Annotated in this window: 16 protein-coding genes; 11 read left to right on the top strand and 5 right to left on the bottom strand. The window is 66.3% G+C overall.

Annotation, left to right across the window (positions count from 1 at the left end; translation table 11 throughout):
• The first annotated feature begins 42 nt into the window (after positions 1-42).
• The 3 genes from QH168_RS07910 to QH168_RS07900 all read left to right on the top strand — a co-directional run bounded on the left by QH168_RS07910 (position 43) and on the right by QH168_RS07900 (position 3,479).
• Positions 43-1,146, top strand: a complete 1,104-nt coding sequence (locus QH168_RS07910) for a DUF4185 domain-containing protein (protein ID WP_280233860.1) — start codon at positions 43-45, stop codon at positions 1,144-1,146.
• A 152-nt stretch (positions 1,147-1,298) separates the two neighbouring features.
• Positions 1,299-2,525, top strand: coding sequence for an erythromycin esterase family protein (locus QH168_RS07905; RefSeq protein ID WP_280233859.1), 1,227 nt, complete (start codon positions 1,299-1,301; stop codon positions 2,523-2,525).
• 267 nt (positions 2,526-2,792) lie between these two features.
• On the top strand, positions 2,793-3,479 hold the full coding sequence (locus QH168_RS07900) for a class I SAM-dependent methyltransferase (RefSeq protein WP_280233858.1): 687 nt from the start codon (positions 2,793-2,795) through the stop codon (positions 3,477-3,479).
• Positions 3,480-3,537: 58 nt separating this feature from the next.
• On the opposite strand, the gene QH168_RS07895 is transcribed toward QH168_RS07900, so the two are convergent.
• Positions 3,538-4,137: an alpha/beta hydrolase family protein gene (locus QH168_RS07895; protein ID WP_280233857.1), complete on the bottom strand. Its 600-nt coding sequence runs from the start codon at positions 4,135-4,137 to the stop codon at positions 3,538-3,540.
• Positions 4,138-4,368: 231 nt separating this feature from the next.
• Between QH168_RS07895 and QH168_RS07890 the strand changes: the two genes are divergently transcribed.
• From QH168_RS07890 to QH168_RS07880, 3 genes are all read left to right on the top strand, one after another.
• The gene (locus tag QH168_RS07890; protein WP_280233856.1) at positions 4,369-6,204 is read left to right on the top strand and encodes an acyl-CoA dehydrogenase; all 1,836 of its coding nucleotides are present in this window, start codon (positions 4,369-4,371) and stop codon (positions 6,202-6,204) included.
• Between the two features lie 159 nt (positions 6,205-6,363).
• Complete coding sequence (locus tag QH168_RS07885) at positions 6,364-7,455, top strand: DUF4185 domain-containing protein (RefSeq protein ID WP_280233855.1); 1,092 nt, start codon at positions 6,364-6,366, stop codon at positions 7,453-7,455.
• Between the two features lie 321 nt (positions 7,456-7,776).
• The gene (locus QH168_RS07880) at positions 7,777-8,511 is read left to right on the top strand and encodes a helix-turn-helix domain-containing protein (protein WP_280233854.1); all 735 of its coding nucleotides are present in this window, start codon (positions 7,777-7,779) and stop codon (positions 8,509-8,511) included.
• 18 nt (positions 8,512-8,529) lie between these two features.
• Here the strand turns inward: QH168_RS07880 and QH168_RS07875 are convergent, their stop codons facing one another.
• A complete protein-coding gene (locus QH168_RS07875; protein ID WP_280233853.1) occupies positions 8,530-11,106 on the bottom strand; it encodes a VanW family protein in 2,577 nt (858 codons plus the stop codon).
• 315 nt (positions 11,107-11,421) lie between these two features.
• Between QH168_RS07875 and gnd the strand changes: the two genes are divergently transcribed.
• The 5 genes from gnd to QH168_RS07850 all read left to right on the top strand — a co-directional run bounded on the left by gnd (position 11,422) and on the right by QH168_RS07850 (position 15,734).
• The gene (gene gnd / locus QH168_RS07870; protein ID WP_280233852.1) at positions 11,422-12,447 is read left to right on the top strand and encodes a phosphogluconate dehydrogenase (NAD(+)-dependent, decarboxylating); all 1,026 of its coding nucleotides are present in this window, start codon (positions 11,422-11,424) and stop codon (positions 12,445-12,447) included.
• A gap of 184 nt (positions 12,448-12,631) precedes the next feature.
• On the top strand, positions 12,632-13,285 hold the full coding sequence (locus QH168_RS07865) for a hypothetical protein (RefSeq protein ID WP_280233851.1): 654 nt from the start codon (positions 12,632-12,634) through the stop codon (positions 13,283-13,285).
• A gap of 196 nt (positions 13,286-13,481) precedes the next feature.
• The gene (locus tag QH168_RS07860; RefSeq protein ID WP_280233850.1) at positions 13,482-14,369 is read left to right on the top strand and encodes an ABC transporter ATP-binding protein; all 888 of its coding nucleotides are present in this window, start codon (positions 13,482-13,484) and stop codon (positions 14,367-14,369) included.
• Positions 14,370-14,403: 34 nt separating this feature from the next.
• A complete protein-coding gene (locus QH168_RS07855) occupies positions 14,404-15,168 on the top strand; it encodes an ABC transporter permease subunit (RefSeq protein WP_280233849.1) in 765 nt (254 codons plus the stop codon).
• A 74-nt stretch (positions 15,169-15,242) separates the two neighbouring features.
• Positions 15,243-15,734: a GbsR/MarR family transcriptional regulator gene (locus QH168_RS07850; RefSeq protein WP_280233848.1), complete on the top strand. Its 492-nt coding sequence runs from the start codon at positions 15,243-15,245 to the stop codon at positions 15,732-15,734.
• Positions 15,735-16,042: 308 nt separating this feature from the next.
• Here QH168_RS07850 and QH168_RS07845 read toward each other — a convergent pair whose 3' ends face one another.
• The 3 genes from QH168_RS07845 to QH168_RS07835 form a co-directional block, all read right to left on the bottom strand.
• Complete coding sequence (locus tag QH168_RS07845) at positions 16,043-16,528, bottom strand: hypothetical protein (protein WP_280233847.1); 486 nt, start codon at positions 16,526-16,528, stop codon at positions 16,043-16,045.
• Between the two features lie 220 nt (positions 16,529-16,748).
• Positions 16,749-17,090, bottom strand: coding sequence for a DUF397 domain-containing protein (locus tag QH168_RS07840; protein WP_280233846.1), 342 nt, complete (start codon positions 17,088-17,090; stop codon positions 16,749-16,751).
• Between the two features lie 5 nt (positions 17,091-17,095).
• A complete protein-coding gene (locus QH168_RS07835; RefSeq protein WP_280233845.1) occupies positions 17,096-17,962 on the bottom strand; it encodes a DUF5753 domain-containing protein in 867 nt (288 codons plus the stop codon).
• Positions 17,963-18,236 lie beyond the last annotated feature (274 nt).

Genomic DNA, 18,236 nt, shown 5'->3' with positions numbered 1-18,236 from the left:
TGGATCGAGGCCCGTTTCGGCGCGACCCCGGAGGCTCGACACGTGAGCAGAACCGCGTCCATTCTGATGACCGCGATCGCGGGCGCCTCGGCCCTGCTTCTCACCGCGACTACCCCGGCCACGGCAAACCCAAACGCCATCAACCCGATCCCGGTGCTCAACGGCACCAACGGCCTGCCCAATCTGCCCGGACGCACCAAGGCCGTCTTCCAGGTGACCGGCATGGCCAGCCCGAATGTCACCCAGAACTACAACGTGCTCGGCACCGACCTCGGCATCATGTGGGACAACGGGCACGGCGAGATGCTCACCGCGTTCGGCGATACGGCAGGTCTCGGCTTCCCGAACCTGCTAGCGGGCAGTATGTGGGCTTGGCGCAGCAATATTCTGGTGCGCAGCCACACCACCGATCCGGCCAATGGCATCTTCTTCGACAGTGTGGTCCGCGACGTCTTCGGCCAGGCGCGCGATCTGATTCCGAGCCCGAAGATCCCGTTCCTGGAGATCAGCCGCATCCCGACGGCGGGCATCTCGGTCGGCGGCGTGCAGTACATGAGCACGATGTCGGTGAAGACCTGGGACGCCCCCGGCGAGTGGACGACCAATTTCTCCGGCCTGGCCGCCTCCGCCGACAATGGCGAGACCTGGGCCGATCTCACCGCCACCCGGCGCCCGAACGAAGGTGGCAATGCCAACTTCCAGATGAATGCCTTCCTGAAGGACGGCGGATTCGTCTACGTGTACGGCACACCGTCCGGACGCGACAATGCCGCCTACATCTCGCGGGTGCGCGAACCCGATATCCAGAATCTCGGCGCCTATGAGTACTGGGACGGCGGCGGCTGGAACCGCGATGTCAACAAGGCGGCCCCGATCATGCACGGTGTCGGCGAACTGTCGGTGATGTACAACGCCTATCTCGGCCAGTTCATCTCGCTCACCACCGATCCGTGGAACTCGGTGGTCATGCGCCGCGCGTCCTCGCCGGTCGGCCCGTGGAGCGCACCGGAAGTGCTGATCGACACCCGCGAACTGCCCACCGCCTACGCTCCGGCGATCTTCCCGTACCAGACCGGACGCGATCTGTACTTCCTTACCACCGTGCACAGCCAGTACAACGTGGTGTTGATGCGGACGCAGTTGTAGATCCGTTCGATCGCCCAACCGATGCCCGCGCGATTGTGCGCGGGCATCGGCGTTTTCGGGGCCTCCACCCGAATCCACACCTGGACTTGACCTCAACAATGGTTGATGTAAGAGGGTCGGTTCAGTACACGGGATCGACACGGGAGGACCTCATGACTGCGAACATCCAGACCAGCCGCACCACCGACGTGCACGAGTGGCTGCGGGCGCGCGCACAGCCGGTACGGACCGAATCCGACGCCGATGCCGCCGATATCGCGCGATTGACCGAGCACCTCGCCGAGGCGACCGTGGTCGGGCTCGGCGAATCCACCCGCTTTTCCCGGCAGACCTACGGCGTGCGCGAACGCCTGTTCCGCGCCCTGGTGCGCGAGCACGGCTTCCGCGCCCTCGCCATCCAGGACGGTGCGCGCTCCGGTGCGCGGCTCGACGATTACGTCCGCACCGGCACCGGCGATCCGGCGACGGCGCTGACCGACGCCTGGCGGCCGTGGCGGACCGCCGAAATGGTGGCCACGCTCGAGTGGATCCGCGACTTCAACGCAGAGCACCCCGAGGATCCGGTCGCGGTGTTCGGCGTGAACCCGCCCGCCGCCGAGGACTCCGACTACGACGTGGTCATCGAGCATGTCCGCCGTCATGCCCCGGAGGCGTTGGAGCAGCTGGAATCCCATCTCACGCCGATCCGCACGGCGCACCGGGTCGATGAGCATGTGCAGCGTCATCAGGGCATTCACCCCGGACGGCCGTTCGCCGACCATGCCCGCGACGCCATGGTCGTGCTGAATCAGCTGTCCGACACGCCGGACGACGTGACCGAACGGATGCGGATGATCGTCGCGTTCCATGAGAACAGCGTCGCCGGACAGGGCGGTTTCGGCAGGGATGAGCGCAGCTCGGCCACGACCATCGTCGAGCGGCATCGGCGCACGGGCGCGAAGATCGTCTACTGGGACGGCATCGGCCACACCGCCGCTGCCGACGCGAACCTCGGGGTGACCGATCCGGTGCGGTTCCGCGGCGCGGGCTTCCATCTCAGGAACGAGTTCGGCGCACGGTACGTCTCGGTCGCCATCGGTTTCCACCACGGCGATCTCGGCGCCGCGATCGCGCCCGCCCCGGCCCCCGACCTGGTGGACGCGGCCTTGGGCGCGGTCGACCTGCCCGCCTTCATCGTCGACCTCCGCGACGACGTGCCCGAAGCCGTCGACCGCTGGCGGCGCGCACCGGCGAAGCTCCGCACCATCAGCGGCATCTACGACCCGGCCGAGGACGCCGAAGCGTTCACCTCGGTCGAATCCTTGGCCGCCGCCTTCGACGTCCTGATCCATATCCGGGAAACGACGCCGGTCGATTGGCTCCCGGAGTTCGACGCCTGACCGGCGAGGAGCCCGACCGCGGTCGAGCGATGACGCTGCACTGATGCCGGGCGGGTCGGACGCCTCGACTCGCCGCGAACCGGGCGAGGTTGCTGCGACCATGGAGAGCCGCCGCCAACCGGATGTCCCTATGGACAGAGCGGATGAGCGGGCAAGGTCGGTCGAGCGTGGCCGGGTCCTGTGAGCGGACAGGTCCCCGCAAGCCGGGCTGCGCGACCGGCTGCGAAGCGAACACCTGGAGTCGCGTCCGACCAATAAGGTGGTCGTATGGACGCGGCCGATTGGGATGCGCGGTACGCGCAGGGTGAATTGGTGTGGGGCGCACCGCCGAACAGCACCGTCGTGGAGCATGTGTTCGGCCTGGATCGGGTGACGCCGCGATATCCGGACGCGGACGGCACGGTCCCCGACCTGCCGCGCGCGCTGGATCTGGCCTGCGGTGAGGGGCGCAACGCGCTGTGGCTGGCGACCCATGGCTGGCGGGTGCACGCGGTCGATTTCTCGCAGGTCGGCATCGATAAGGGCCGGACGGTCGCGACCCGTCTGTCGCGTTCGGTGCGGGACCGGCTGACCTGGCAGTGCACCGATCTCACCGATTTCGGCAGCGCCGAGATCACCGGGCCGTTCGAACTGGTCCTGATGGTGTTCCTACATCTGCCTGCCGCCCAGCGCGGTCCGCTGGTGCGGCAGGCGGCCGAGCTACTGAGCCCCGGCGCCACCCTGCTGGTCCTCGGCCACGACAGCACCAATCTCACCGATGGTTACGGCGGCCCACAGGACCCGCGGATCCTGTTCACACCCGACGACATCGTCGCCGATCTGGCGGGCCTGTCCGAGATCAGGATCCGCGGCGCCGACCGGATCCATCGGCCGACCGAGGGCCGCGATGCCATCGACGCCCTCGTCATCGCCACCCGCGCCGATCTGGCACCCGGCGCCGAACAACCGGCCTGATCAGCGCGGCCGCAACCGACCGTCGGCGCGACCAGCGTTCGCGCCCCCGGTGTCGGCGCTAACTACTCCAGCGCGCGAACCACGGCGTCACCGTCTCCGCGATCGTCTCGAAGCCGGTCCGGAACGAATGGGGCTGACCTGGGATGACGCATACCTCGGCGGCGTCGGCGGGGTCGGGGATACCGAACGGATCGCTGCCGCCATTGATCACGACCACCTCGATATCACCGGGGGCCAGCAGCTCGTCCCGGCGGGATTTCTCCGGTTTACCCGGCGGATGCAGCGGAAACGACAGCGCGATCACCCCGCGCGCACCGACCTCGACGGCGGTGCGGCACGCCACCCGCGCCCCGTTGCTGCGTCCACCCTGGATCAGCGGCAGTTTCCGACCAACGCGCCGACGCACCGCGTCGACGATCTCGAGCCAGGCAGCGTCCTGTTTGGTCGCCGAGCCGGGCGCCCGCCCACCGGCTACCCGATACGGCTGCACCACCAGCCCCACCGCTCCACCATTGGCGATAGCCGAATCACCAACAGCGATAATGTCTTTGGTATCCACGCCACCACCGGCACCGTGAGTGAGCAGGAGGAGGAACTCGGCCCCGCGCGGGCGTCGCAGCTGCACCTCGGCGGGCCCGGCACTCGTCTCGATCCGCACACCTCACAGTAACCCCAGGTCAGCTGCCAGCATCCGGCCCGAGGTCGGTGGCGTGTTCATCGCGTCACATTGGCGGGGTTCGTCTTTGCGACCGCCTTACCGGCCGGTAATATGGCGCATAAGTTACCCGCGAGTAGCATGCGGAAAACCGGTATGGCTACCCGGAGGCGACAACGGGCGGGAACGGCAAACAACCGACCGCACCAACTCGATGGAGAGTGAGTAGCAGACATGGGCCACTACAAGAGCAACGTCCGGGACCTGGAGTTCAACCTCTTCGAGGTCCTCGGCATCGGTTCGCTGCTGGACAACGGCGCCTACGGTGATCTGGACACCGACACCGTGAAGGAAATGCTCAACGAGGTCCGGCGCCTTGCCGAAGGCCCGCTGGCCGACTCCTTCGTCGACGGCGACCGCAACCCGCCCGTCTTCGACCCGGAGACCCACACCGTCACCCTCCCCGAATCGTTCAAGAAGTCCTACCGCGCCCTCGAGGACGCCGGTTGGTCCAAGGTTCCCGTCCGCGAGGAGCTGGGCGGCCTCGGCGCCCCGAGCGTCGTCGGCTGGGCCCTCGGCGAGATGATCCTCGGCGCCAACCCGCCCGCGCAGATGTACGCGGCGGGCGCTGGCTTCGCGCAGGTCTTCTACAACAACGGCACCGATGAGCAGAAGAAGTGGGCTCAGATCATCGCCGAGCGCAACTGGGGCGCCACCATGGTGCTGACCGAGCCCGACGCGGGCTCCGACGTCGGCGCGGGCCGCACCAAGGCCGTCAAGCAGGAGGACGGCTCCTGGCACATCGAGGGCGTCAAGCGCTTCATCACCTCCGGTGACTCCGACGACCTGTTCGAGAACATCATGCACCTGGTGCTGGCCCGCCCCGAGGGCGCAGGACCTGGCACCAAGGGCCTGTCGCTGTTCTACGTGCCGAAGTGGCACTTCGACTTCGAGACCGAAACCCTCGGCGACCGCAACGGTGTCTTCGTCACCAACGTCGAGCACAAGATGGGCATCAAGGTCTCGGCCACCTGTGAGGTCACCTTCGGCGGCCACGGTGTGCCCGCCAAGGGCTGGCTGGTCGGCGAGGTGCACAACGGCATCGCGCAGATGTTCGACGTTATCGAGAACGCGCGCATGATGGTGGGCACCAAGGCCATCGCCACCCTGTCCACCGGTTACCTGAACGCGCTCGACTACGCCAAGCAGCGGGTGCAGGGCGCCGACCTGACCCAGATGACCGATAAGACCGCACCGCGCGTCACCATCACCCATCACCCGGACGTGCGTCGCTCACTGGCCCTCCAGAAGGCCTACGCCGAGGGTCTGCGCGCCATCTACCTCTACACCGCGGCGCACCAGAACGACGACATCGCCAACCTGGTGTCGGGCGCCGACAAGGACACCGCCTTCCGCGTCAACGATCTGCTGCTGCCGATCGTCAAGGGTGTCGGTTCCGAGCGTGCCTACCAGTACCTGACCGAATCGTTGCAGACCTTCGGCGGCTCCGGCTTCCTCCAGGACTACCCGATCGAGCAGTACATCCGCGACGCCAAGATCGACTCGCTCTACGAGGGCACCACCGCCATCCAGGCGCAGGACTTCTTCTTCCGCAAGATCGCCCGCGACCGCGGCGTCGCCCTGGCGCACGTGGCCGGTCAGATCCAGAAGTTCATCGACTCGGAGGCGGGCAACGGCCGCCTGAAGGCCGAGCGCAAGCTGCTGGCCACCGCGCTCGAGGATGTGCAGGCCATGGCCGCCACGCTGACCGGACACCTGATGGGCGCCCAGGAGCAGCCGTCGGAGCTGTACAAGGTCGGCCTCGGTTCGGTGCGCTTCCTGCTCGCCGTCGGCGATCTGCTCATCGGCTGGCAGCTGCTGCGCCACGCCGAGGTCGCGGGCGCCAAGCTGGACGAAGGCGTCACCGGCGCCGACCAGTCCTTCTACACCGGCAAGGTCGCGGTCGCGCAGTTCTTCGCCCGCAACGTCCTGCCGGAGCTGACCTCCACCCGCGCGGTGCTGGCCAACCTGGACAACGACATCATGGAACTGGACGAAGCCGCCTTCTGAGCCGGCAAGTCAGGCACAAAGCAAAGTAAGAGAGCGGTCCGGGATTTCCGGGCCGCTCTTTTACGTGTCGGGCAGGAGGCTCCGCGTGGCAGGTGTCCGCCGTCCCGGATAGGGTTCTGCTAGCGCTCGGAACCGGTAGAACCGCCAGGAGGAAACGTGATGCTGAACCGATCGTTGGCTGCGCTTGCTCGCGCCGGGGCGGTGGGTGCGGTGTGTTCGATGGTTCTCGCCGGACCGGCCATTGCCGATCCGAACAACGTCAATCCGATTCCGGGCCTCAACGGTCAACCGCGTGGGCTGCCCGCGCTGGCGGGGCCAACACAGGCGGTCTTCCAGGTCACCGGAATGGACAGCCCGAATCAGACACAGAACGCCAATGTGCTCGGTACCGATCTGGGCATCATGTGGGACGACGGTCGCGGCGGCATGATCACCGCCTTCGGCGACAGCGCCGGGCTCGGCGTGCCGAATCTGCTCGCGGGCAGTGTGTGGGCCTGGACCAGCAATGTGCTGTTCCGCAGCCACTCCACCGACCCGTCGAAGGGCATCATCTTCGACAGCGTGGTCCCGAATCCGCTGCCGAGCCCGAAGATCCCCGGTATCGAGATCAGCCTCATCCCCACCGCGGGCACCTCCGTCGGCGGTGTGCAGTACATGAGCATGATGTCGGTGCGGCACTGGGGCGATCACGGTAAGTGGGAGACGAACTTCTCCACCCTCGCCGTCTCCGGTGACGGCGGCCAGACCTGGGCCCAGCTGCCCACCACCCGCCGGGCGAATGTGGACGGTTTCGAACGCTTCCAGCAGAACGCCTTCGTCAACAGCGGCGGCTACGTCTACAAATACGGAACTCCGGCCGGACGCGACCACGCCGGATACATCTCACGCGTCCGAGAACCCGATATCGCCAACCTCGACGCCTACGAATACTGGGACGGCAAAGGCTGGAAACCGAACGACGCCAAGGCCGCCGCCCCGATCGTGGGCGGTGTCGCCGAACTGTCGGTGCGGTGGAGCGACCATCTCGGCCAATTCGTCATGCTCACCACCGACCCGGCCAATTCCGTGGTGCTGCGCACCGCACCCGCGCCCGAGGGCCCGTGGAGCCCGCCACGCACCCTCATCGAAGCCGCGGCGCTGCCCACCGCCTACGCCCCGATGATCTACCCGTACCAAACCGGCAGTGACCTGTACTTCCTGCTCACCGTGCACAACCAGTACAACGTCATCCTGATGCGCACGCCGCTGTAGTGCGCGTGCCCGCGGCATACGCCCGCCGCTGATCCATCACGACGGCGGTCGGCTCGGCGTCGGCCGCTTCTTCCGCGCCCGGCCGCATATGCGATACTCGGCCGCGATACCGATTGCCTTCCGCACCAATGAATTCGAAGGCGAGGGTAACGAATGAGCGACGACTCGCTGTAGGCAATCGCCGGGGTGGGGATCGGCGCCTATCGTTTGCCTTCTCGGTACCGGGGTATGCGCAATGTAGACATCCGGCGCGGTCGACCGTATTCCAGCATGGTCGGCCGGGCCGGATTTTCGTGGTTTCAGGCGAATCGGTGAGGGAACATGGGCGAAAGGCGCTACACAATCGGTGAATACGTTCGGGAACGCCGGAATTCACTGGGGATGACCTGCGCCGAACTGGCCGCCCGGGCCCGGATTTCACGGGTAGTGGCCGAGGAGGTGGAAAGCGGCGCCCGCCAACCCGGTTCGGACACCCTGTCGCAGCTTTTCGACGCCTTGCAGGTTCCGGTGTGGTTGCGCGGGCATATCAGCAGCCTGACCCGCCCCGATTTCCTGCCCGCCGGGCTCGGCGCGGTACCGGACAGTCCGACGCCCGACGACCTGGCCGATCTGCACAGCCTGACCCATCCGGCCTGTTTCCAATTGCTGCCGACCTTCGATATCGTCGCCGCCAATTCCGCGTATCAACGCTGGTTTCCCGGCGTCGACGCCGGAACCAACATCCTGGAATGGATGTTCCTGAATCCGGTCGCGAAAACCGTACTGCCCGAATGGGCCGGTGAGGCACGGCTACTGGTCAACGCATTCCGGGTGCTGGCGCCGGGGCTCGCCGACGACAAACGGATAGCCGAAATCATCGACAGCTGCGGCAACGCACCTGAATGGGAGCAGATGTGGGCCGCCACACTGCGCCCGGAGGAACTGCATCGCGATCGTGTGTTGGTGCTCGACCCGGTCAACCGACGTCCACGCGGGCTGATCGCGCGCATCTACGCACCGGAATTCCCGTTGCGGCCGTGGTTGCTGTACCGGCTGGTTCCCGGTGCGAGACGCTGAGGTCTCGCACCGGGCCCGCTACTCACATTTGACGATGGGGATCGGATCGTATTTCACGGTCCGCGTCGTGCGCGAAACCTCTCTACCGGTAGCGATATCGGTGATCACCCTGGTGTCGCTGACGGTGAATCCGTCGGCGCCCTCGGTGGCGATGCACTCGTCGCCCTTGGGCAGGGTGATGGTTTTCGGTTCCGTCGGCTTCGTGCGCTCGCCGGTGATGGATTCCACCTCGACGGTCTTGGTGCCCCAGATACGCACTGTCACTTGGGAACCGTTGGCGCTGGCCTCGATGTAGATGCCGTTCGGCGTGTTGTTGCGGAAGCTGAGGTCGATCGCACCGTCGAATACGGTGGCCTCCCGCGCGGCCGGATATCGCGAGATGTAATAGCTGTGCTCGGTATGGCCGGCGTCCTCGAGTCCGGCGAAATACGCGGCGTTGTAGAGGGTGGTCGCGAACTGGCTGATACCACCGCCGACCGCGGTGCTCGGGCGGCCGTGATCGATGATGCCGGATTCGACATACCCCTCCGCGGTACCACGCGGGCCGGTGAACTCGTTGAGCGAGAAGGTGTCTCCGGGTTTCACCACGGCGCCGTCGACCTTCCTGGCCACGGTGCGGATATTCACGCCGGATGGGCCGCTGAATCCGCCGGTGGTGAATTCGCCCATGGGCTCGACGATTCCGAGGGCGTCGGCGGCCGCGGTCGTCAGCTTCGGCTCGACCCGCTCGTACACCGCGGCGGCGGTGCGCTGCGGTCCCGAGGCAGCCAGCAGCGTCGACAGCGGTTCGAGCGTCTTGGGCCAGTTGATCTTGTCGCCGACCACCGACGGCACCACGGTGGGCTTGCTGCCGGTCAGCGTGAAGGTCGCGTCCTTCGGTTCGACCTCCGACTCCTTCAGCTGCGGCGCCAGCAGGTCGGTGGCGACCTTCTGATCAATACGCGGGGTGAGGCCGCCGTTGCCGTCCGGCGCGAAGGACACGATCGCGGCGATCTGCTCCGGCGCGAGGACGGCCTTGCCGCCCTTACCGTCGAACACCACCGGGCCCGACACCGCGGGCTGGGCGATCTGGTGCAGCGCCTGATCGATGGCGTCCTGACGCACTGCGACCGGCGCGGGCACCACCGGCAGGTTCATCGACGTACCCGCGACCCAGTCGTCGACCAGCACGCCGCGCGCCGCCGCCACATCGAGCACGCGGCCGGGCACCGGGGCCACCGCGACCGGCTGCGCGTTCTCGAAGACGATGGCGCCCTCGACGGTCGGGCGGTCGTGCACCCGGAGTTCGTCGAGGGTGGCGCCGAGCGCCTGTTCGTCCACGGCACTGTCCACCTCGACGGTTTCGGTGCCGAACAGCGAGGTCAGACGGGTGATCGGGTTGAGCGGCTGGCCGCCGATCCGATCCCAGGTGCCGTCCCAGTCGACGCCGAGCCCGGCATCGCCCGGCACAAGGGTGGTCTGCACATCGCCGATCGTGACCGGAATCTCCCGGTCGGCGCGACCGTCCAGTTCCGCGCGCAGCCGCGCATCGGCAGCCGCTTTGTCCATGCCACCGATATCGACACCGGCGACCACCACACCACGCGGCACCTCACCCGACGACATCGCCAGATCGGCCACATACCCCAGCAGTCCGAGCCCGAGCACCGCACCGGCGGCAATACCGATCTTGCGCGCCTTCGGCGATCGGAGGACCTGGCGGAACTCGTGGCCCTTCTTCGGCTCCTCCGATGAGCGCGAGATCGGGCGACGCTCACCCGGCCCGCGCGGAGCAGGTGGTCGGGGCGCACCGGTGGGCTCGGAACCGAACGAATCGGGCGCGCTCTGCGTCGGACGCGTGGGCTCGGCACCCTGATGTCGCAACGAATCCTGTTCTGCCGGAGTCAGGGCCATCCGTTGGGTGTTCTGGGCGGCGTCCGGCGCGAACCGCAGCGTGGACTGTGGGTTGTTCGTGGATGAAGGCGCCGCCGCGGTGAACAGATCGTGCTGCTGCCCATCGGCGTCCGCTGATCCGTTCGGGACGCGGATGTGTTGTGTGCGTACGGGATCGGGACCGGCCGATGCGAGACCGCGCAGCGGGGCCTGTGCGTCCGATTCGGGCGGCGGGGCGGAGTGGGGCGGACGGTCGCCGGTGATCGGCGCGAACCGGGTGGTCGGCTGTGGATCGTCCAGATCACCGATGTCGTGGCCGTGCGGCTCGTTCGGGGTCGCGGCGCGGGCCGTTTCGCGCAGCGGTTCGGTCGACGGAGCGGCATGATTCGGTGGAACGGGTAGGCGCTGCGTCGCGTAATCCTGGGGCGACGGCGCACTGCCTATTCGGGGGTTGTCATTGCCTGCCCGCGGGTTGTCGGGGGGAGGAGGCGTCGCATGGTTTAGTCCGGTGGCATCCGGTGAATCCTGGTGCTGCGGAGGCCGATGGTCCCCGAGTGACTGCTGAGTCTCGTGCGGCTGCTGAGCCTGCGCTGCCTCGCGGCGCTGTTGCTGCTGCTGGGCTCGGGCCGATTCGAGGAACTGGCGCAGCCCGCTGTTGGTGGGCTGTGCGCGGCGGGCGGGCTCGGGTCTGTCGCCGCGTCCGGTGTTCGACTCGCCGGTCACGAATCGTCCTCCCCACATCGGGTTGCATGGTTCTCGCGCGGTGCGCGCTCCGCCCAACGATAACGGTCGGCGTCACCCGCGTCAGTGCCGCGCAGATCACACCGGACGGTAACCCGGCAAACAACGGGCAAAGTTGCGGTTCGCACACCAAAAGGCTCCGTGCAGTTGCCGGGTCGGGGGTCTGGCAACTACACGGAGCCGATCTGTCTATCGGCGCCGCACTCATCGCGTTACACCGCCTTACGACATCTTTTTCTCCCGGCGCGGGACAATCGTGCTCGACCAGGGCTGACGACGAACGAGGAGATGGATGGCATGCAGCTGGGAATGATCGGCCTCGGCAGGATGGGCGCCAATCTCGTGCGCCGGATCGTCAGAGATGGGCACACCGCCGTCGGGTACGAACGTCACGCCGCGCTGATCGATGAACTCGGCGCCGAACTGGGCGACTCGTTCTCCGGCACCACCGAGCTGCCCGAGTTCATCGCCAAGCTGGAAACCCCGCGCGTGGTGTGGGTGATGATCCCGGCCGGTGCGACGGGCGCGGTGATCGATGAGGTCGCCGAACTGCTCGAAGCCGGTGACATCATCATCGACGGCGGCAACAGCCGCTATCACGAGGACATCCAGCGCGCCGCGCGGCTGACCCCCAAAGGCATCCACTACCTCGATATCGGCACCTCGGGCGGCGTATTCGGCCTGGACCGCGGCTTCTGCCTGATGATCGGCGGCGAAGCCGACCAGGTGGCGTACCTGGAGCCGCTGCTGCGTTCCATCGCCCCCGGTGTGGATGCCGCACCGCGCACCCCCGGCCGCACCGGCGAGCCATCCCCCGCCGAACAGGGCTACCTGCACTGCGGTCCGGCGGGTGCGGGGCATTTCGTGAAGATGGTGCACAACGGCATCGAATACGGCGCCATGGCCGCCTACGCCGAGGGCCTCAACATCCTGCACAAGGCCGATTACGGCGCCGAACGCCACGACGCCGAGCATTCGGCCGAACAGACTCCGCTCGAGCACCCCGAGTACTACCGATACGACATCGACATCCCCGAAGTGACCGAGGTGTGGCGGCGCGGTTCGGTGGTCGCCTCCTGGTTGCTCGACCTCACCGCGAGCGCCCTGTACGCCGACCCGAACCTCGACTCCTTCGACGGCCGCGTCTCCGATTCCGGCGAAGGTCGCTGGACCGTCGACGCCGCCATCGACATCGGCGTCCCCGTCCCCGTCCTCGCCGCCGCCCTGTTCCAGCGCTTCTCCTCACGCGGCGAATCGCACTACGCCGACAAGATGCTCTCCGCCATGCGCAAAGCCTTCGGCGGCCACAACGAGCTGCCGTAGGGATCCCCTTTCTGAACTGCGCGTCTACCTATCGGCACCGGTGTGGTCGGCTATATTCGGCGCGACCGGTGGGGTGGGTGATGGAGGTCATCGGCTCGGGGGCGTGACGATCGGCGCGGGGCACGTGTCGACTCTGGGTACCGACGTCCGCTGTGCTGCGGCGGAAGGCTAGGAGGCTGGTTCTATGCTGCGGGAATTCCTCGACAAGGGTGTGGTGTCGGCGTTGGATCGGGCCGCGTATGCGCAGGCGCCGGTGGTGGCGAAGTATGCGGAGTGGGTGCGGGGGCGTCATCCGGAGGAGTCGGCCGAGCAGATCGTGGGGCGGCTGGAGCGGCACTATCTGATCGCGGTGACCGTGAGCGGGGTGAGCGTCGGGTTGAGTGCGGCGGTTCCCGGCGTAGGGACGGTGGTGGCGCTGTTCGCGACGGGCGCCGACACGCTGGTGTTCCTGGAAGCGTCGAGCGTATTGACCACCGGGGCGGCGGCGGTCTACGAGATGACGCCCGACGAAGTGCTGGACGGTCGCCTGGTGTCGGCGGTGGTACTCGGTCAGGCCGGGACCAAAGCGCTCGGGCAGACCGCCGGTCATGCGGCCGGTAAGTGGGCGGACGCGCTCGGCAACTGGATTCCCGGCCTCAACCGCATGGACGACTCGCCCATGAAGCGTTTCCTGGTGCAGTACCTGGTGAAACGCGGTGTGCTCATGTTCGGCAAGGTGATTCCGGCCGGTATCGGCGCGGTGATCGGCGGTGTGGGCAACAACGCCCTCGGCCGGACGGTGATCGCGAATCTGCACGGCACGCTCGGCCCCGCGCCGTCGACCCCCGTGCACGCCTGATTCCCGACCGCCGCCAGCTCGGCGATCCGGTGGCGTCAGCACACAGCCGCAGGTAGACGGCAGATCACGGTAGTCGGTGAGCGAAAGCTCGCACGAAGTGTTGACATGTTCTTTGTGTTCAGTCTTTACTGAACATATCAATCCTTGCGAAACGCGCAGGGCTGAACGGCTATCGGAATCCTCTGCAAGGAGCACCATGACCACCGCCGCCATCCGCACCGAGGGCCTCACCAAGCACTACGGCAAGCACATCGCGCTCACCGATCTCGAGCTGGAGGTTTATGCGGGCGAGGTGTTCGGCTTTCTCGGCCCCAACGGAGCCGGCAAGTCCACCACCATCCGAATCCTGCTCGACCTGATCCGACCCACCTCGGGCTACGTCGAGGTGCTCGGGACGGACCCACGATCCGGTGGCGCCGAACTGCGTCAGCGGATCGGCTATCTGCCCGGTGAGCTGGCGATCGAAGGGCGCGACTCGGCGCGCGATCTGCTGACCTTTCTCGCCGACCAGCGCGGCGACGTACCGCAGCGGCGAATCGCGGAACTGGCCGAACTGCTCGACCTCGATCTGTCCAAGAAGGTCGGCTCGATGTCGAAGGGCAACAAGCAGAAGGTCGGCATCATCGCCGCGTTCATGCACAAGCCCGACCTGCTGATCCTGGACGAACCCACCTCCGGCCTCGACCCGCTGCTCCAGCAGCGTTTCCTCGATCTGGTGACCGAAGCCAAGAACAACGGGCAGACGGTGTTCATGTCCTCGCACATCCTCACCGAGGTGCAGCAGACCGCCGACCGCGCCGTGATCATGCGCGCCGGGAAACTGCTCGGCACCGAGAACGTGGAGGATCTGCGCAGGCGCTCACCGCGTTCGGTCGAACTGACATTCGGTGAGGAGATCTTCGCCGACGATTTCGCCCGCCTGCCCGGTGTGCACGATCTGACCATCGACGGCGCGACCGTGCGCTGCACCACCGAGGGTGAAGTGGACGCGCTGTTCAAGGTCGCCGCCAAGTATCAGCTGGTCAGTGTGCTGTCCAATGAGCCCGACCTGGAACAGATCTTCTTCGCCCTCTACGGCCGCTGACCATCACTTCGCTTTCCACACAGGAGAATTCGCCATGAAGCGCACGGTTTTCACCCAGACGCTCAAAGACCAGCGGCGCGGACTGATCGGCTGGTCGGCCGGTTTGGCCGTCGTCCCGACGCTCTACCTGCCCTCCTATGAATCGCTCAAAGAGCAGGGCTCGCTCGATATCCAGCAGAACAGCATGTACGACGCGATGGGATTGAGCGATTTCGCCAGCGGCACCGGCTTTCTCAATTCCACGGTGTATTCGCTGATGGGTCTGCTGCTGATGTTGATCTTCGCGGTCACCATCGCCACCAGATCGGCGACGCAGGAGGAGAACGGGACACTTGACCTGCTTCTCGCGCAGCCGATCAGCCGAAACAGTCTGCTGCTTCAGCGGTTCGCCGCACTCGCCACGCAGATCGCGATCGTGACCGCGGTGCTCACGGTGAGCGTGATCGCGGGCGCGAACGCGGGCAAACTCGACGTGGAGACCGGAAATATCATCGCTGCCAGCGCCGGACTCGGCCTGCTCGCACTGCTCACCGGGACGGTGGCACTGCTGGTGGGCGCGGCGACCGGGAAGCGATCGCTGGCCCTCGGTGTGGCGGCGCTGCTCGCGGTGGGTGGATACCTGGCCAACAATCTCGGCGGCGACTGGTTGCGCAAGCTCTCGCCGTTCTACTACGCCAACGGTGATTCTCCGCTGGTCAACGGCTGGAATGGGATGCATCTGGCGGTGCTCGCCGCGGCCGCGGCGGCGGCGCTGGTGCTCGCGGTGGTGAGCTTCGACCGTCGGGACCTCGCGGTGTGAACTCCGCGCACGGGGCGGGCCGTGGCGGCTCGCCCCGTTTTTCTGTTCCTCCAGCCGAAAGGGATACTCGACCGATGACCAGCTCCGAACACGACCCGGCGGCCCCGACCCCGGAGCAATTGGCCTTCGTCGAGGATTTCGCGCTCGTACTCGAACGCATGGGCCTGGTCCGCATGACCGGCCGCGCCATGGGCTGGCTGATGGTCTGCACACCCCCCGAACAGACCTTCGCCCAGATCGCCGAAGCATTGCAGGCATCCAAGGGCTCCATCTCCAATGCCCTCAAGAACCTCACCACCATGCGCTGGGTCGACAAGGTCTCCAAACCGGGCGACCGCAAGGATTACTACGTCCTACGCTCAGGCGTCCTCCCCGAACTCACCCGCCAGCAGTCCACCCAATACGAAGACCTCACCGCCATGACAGCCCGCGGCCTCGCCCTCTTCACCGACCCCGACAGTGCGGAGGCGACGCGGGTGCGAGATATGCACGAGTTCTTCGTGTGGATGGGGAAAGAGCTTCCGGCGTTGATCGATCGGTGGTACGCGGAGCATCGGGAGGGGTGAGGGATGCGGGAATGCACTTGTCATTCGGCCCGCCCAGAATTCAGGAAGCGGCAGAATCCTGCCGATCGAGCGCCAAGCTGGCCCCTACCGAGCCAAACCGGGGGCTGACCGGCAGAATATTGCCCATTCATGCGGCACCGGATCCACCAGCATCTCGACCGTAGCCACGGTTGCCGACGTCCTGGGACTTTCGCTGGGCGCCAACGAATGAGGTCCCTGGAAGGACTGCGCCGGATCACGCAGGCGGATGTGTACAAAGCGGGTCGACTCGCCGCGCCCTCGGTCGAAATCCTGACGGGCGGCCCTCGCTACCGGAACTCATCGAGCAGCTGTTGCAGCACTCGCGTACCCGCACTGCGCTCGCGGGTGTCGAGGGAATCCATCAGGTCGGCGGCCACGGCGGCGATTGGTGTATCACCCGCGGCGAAAGCGTCCGGGATCGTCACCGTTCGCACGATAATGTCCCCTTCGTCCGCATTGTCTACCAGCCCGAATTCAGCAGTCAGTGAAGCGAAGTCGGCAGTGAGGACATAACCGTCGGCGACGATGGCGCCAGCCGATCCCAGCTCGAATCTTGCGGCGGTTTCGCCCCGGCGCAGCGCACTCACCCCGCTCGCCACCAAGTATCCGCCGATGTCGCCTCGATTCGTCCAGCCGCTCATACGGTGGACCACCGCACGACGCCGGGTCAGGAGCGCGACGTCGGTGGCGTCCGATCGTCGGAGCCGGTGGGTGAGCCGGGTCAGCTCCGAAGCCGAGATCCAATCGGCCCGACGCCCGGAAAGCAGCGCCAACGCCGCCCACGCGACCCGCTCACCGAACGGCCGACCACGCTGCGCACGCAGCTGGACGCGGCGGTGCACCGATCCAGCATCCAGCAACACCATGCCGCCGAGCTTCGGCCTCGATCCCCTCCCGCCGCTCCGTGAAGCTGCCGATCTGGTTCGGACCCGATGGTCGACTGCGGGACTACGAACGCGGCCGTCCGAACGCAATTCGGCCGAGCAGACAAATTCAGGAGAAGTCGAATTGGCCGTCGGCGATGCCTTTGGTGAAGGCGTCCCATTCGGCGGGGGTGTAGGTGAGTTCGGTGCCCGAGGGGGTGGTGAGGGTGGCGTGGCAGTCGGGGTCGACGGTGAGGGTGAGGATGCCGGGGAGGGTGCCCGGGGTGTGGGCCAGGGCGAGGTCCAGGAGTTGGCGCCAGTGGGTGGTGGGGACCTCGATAATCGGCTGGGTGGAGGTGGGGCCGGTGTATTTGCTGTCGCGGATGAGCACGGTGGTGGTCCGGTGGGCGACCTCGACGCATGTTTTGTCGCTGCCGCTGAACGTGGACTTGTACCAACCTGTGCTCGACACGGTCGCTACTTTATCCGACTGGCCGTCCTGTCGATCAGCCGCGATGATTCGCTCTGGTCCAGCGCAGCGGCTTTGACCTGGTTGTATAGGTACTCGAGCGCATCCACTCGCTTGGGGTCGTCGGCGATCTCGCCATAGATCGCGGTTTCGATCCAGCCGATTGTCGGCAATCGGACGCTGGCGAAATCCAGGAGGTGGAACGTCGCCGCGTTGAGCCCCGCGGTCGAGCCCTTCGCATCGAAGGGGATCACACGTAAGTCGAGCGTGTCTGGATATTTGTCGACCAGCGCCAGCAAATGCCGTAGCTGCTCTCGCAATACATCCGGGCCGCCGACCTGCTGCATCAGCGCTGCCTCGCCGACGACTACCGACAACCGAAGCGGATCATCGTCGTCGAGTCGGCGCTGACGATGCAGTCGCGCCCGCACACGCTGCTCGGCTTCGGTGGGACGCCCTGTCGCGACGATCGCCGACATCAACGCCCGAATGTAGTCCTCCGACTGGAGAAGACCGGGAATCACTCCGCTTTCAAAGCTTCTGATGCTCTGGGCACCGGCCTCCAGGCCGTAGAACCGCATCAGGTCGGCGTCGAAGAGTGCCGAATACTCAGCCCACCACCCCCGCCCCTTCGCAAGCGTCCTCAGCGTGAAGAGTTCGTCCCGCTCGTCGGATTCGAACTCGAGTAGCTCGACCAGATGCCTCAGCTTGTCATCGGTGAGCACTCCGCGCGCATTGGACACCTGCGACCAGTAGGCAGCACTGATGTCGAGCGCCTTGTGAATCACACCGGCCTTCACGCCGGATGCCTTGGCCTGCTCACGAATTCGGAGCATCAGTTCCCAGCTGGCCACAGTCGGTGAGTTGGGTGCCATCCCGATCCTTTGCCCATTCGGTTGAGTCACGATCACAGTACCCGACAAAGCGAACGACCAAAGTCCAACATCTCCCATTTGCTTGATGCCTTAACTTAAGTTGTATATCCTTCTGTCAGTGTCACCAGTGGTTCTCAGCTCGGCCGATACGACAGGGGAAGCAGGCCCATGGAGCAACCAGCGTTCGACGACATACCCCTCACCAGGTGCAATTTCTATCGCCGCACGTGTGGCCTACCGGCCGTTGTGCATCCGCCGAGTGGGCGGATCACGG

This window comes from Nocardia cyriacigeorgica, assembly GCF_029868385.1.
GTDB lineage: Bacteria > Actinomycetota > Actinomycetes > Mycobacteriales > Mycobacteriaceae > Nocardia > Nocardia cyriacigeorgica_F.
This window is presented reverse-complemented; position numbering and strand designations above follow the sequence as displayed.

Coding starts and splice junctions, on each gene's coding strand:
- QH168_RS07855 (WP_280233849.1), top strand. CDS start 14,404: ATGAAGCGCACGGTTTTCACCCAGACGCTCAAAGACCAGCGGCGCGGA.
- QH168_RS07885 (WP_280233855.1), top strand. CDS start 6,364: ATGCTGAACCGATCGTTGGCTGCGCTTGCTCGCGCCGGGGCGGTGGGT.
- QH168_RS07890 (WP_280233856.1), top strand. CDS start 4,369: ATGGGCCACTACAAGAGCAACGTCCGGGACCTGGAGTTCAACCTCTTC.
- gnd (WP_280233852.1), top strand. CDS start 11,422: ATGCAGCTGGGAATGATCGGCCTCGGCAGGATGGGCGCCAATCTCGTG.
- QH168_RS07850 (WP_280233848.1), top strand. CDS start 15,243: ATGACCAGCTCCGAACACGACCCGGCGGCCCCGACCCCGGAGCAATTG.
- QH168_RS07860 (WP_280233850.1), top strand. CDS start 13,482: ATGACCACCGCCGCCATCCGCACCGAGGGCCTCACCAAGCACTACGGC.
- QH168_RS07880 (WP_280233854.1), top strand. CDS start 7,777: ATGGGCGAAAGGCGCTACACAATCGGTGAATACGTTCGGGAACGCCGG.
- QH168_RS07905 (WP_280233859.1), top strand. CDS start 1,299: ATGACTGCGAACATCCAGACCAGCCGCACCACCGACGTGCACGAGTGG.
- QH168_RS07900 (WP_280233858.1), top strand. CDS start 2,793: ATGGACGCGGCCGATTGGGATGCGCGGTACGCGCAGGGTGAATTGGTG.
- QH168_RS07835 (WP_280233845.1), bottom strand. CDS start 17,962: ATGGCACCCAACTCACCGACTGTGGCCAGCTGGGAACTGATGCTCCGA.
- QH168_RS07865 (WP_280233851.1), top strand. CDS start 12,632: ATGCTGCGGGAATTCCTCGACAAGGGTGTGGTGTCGGCGTTGGATCGG.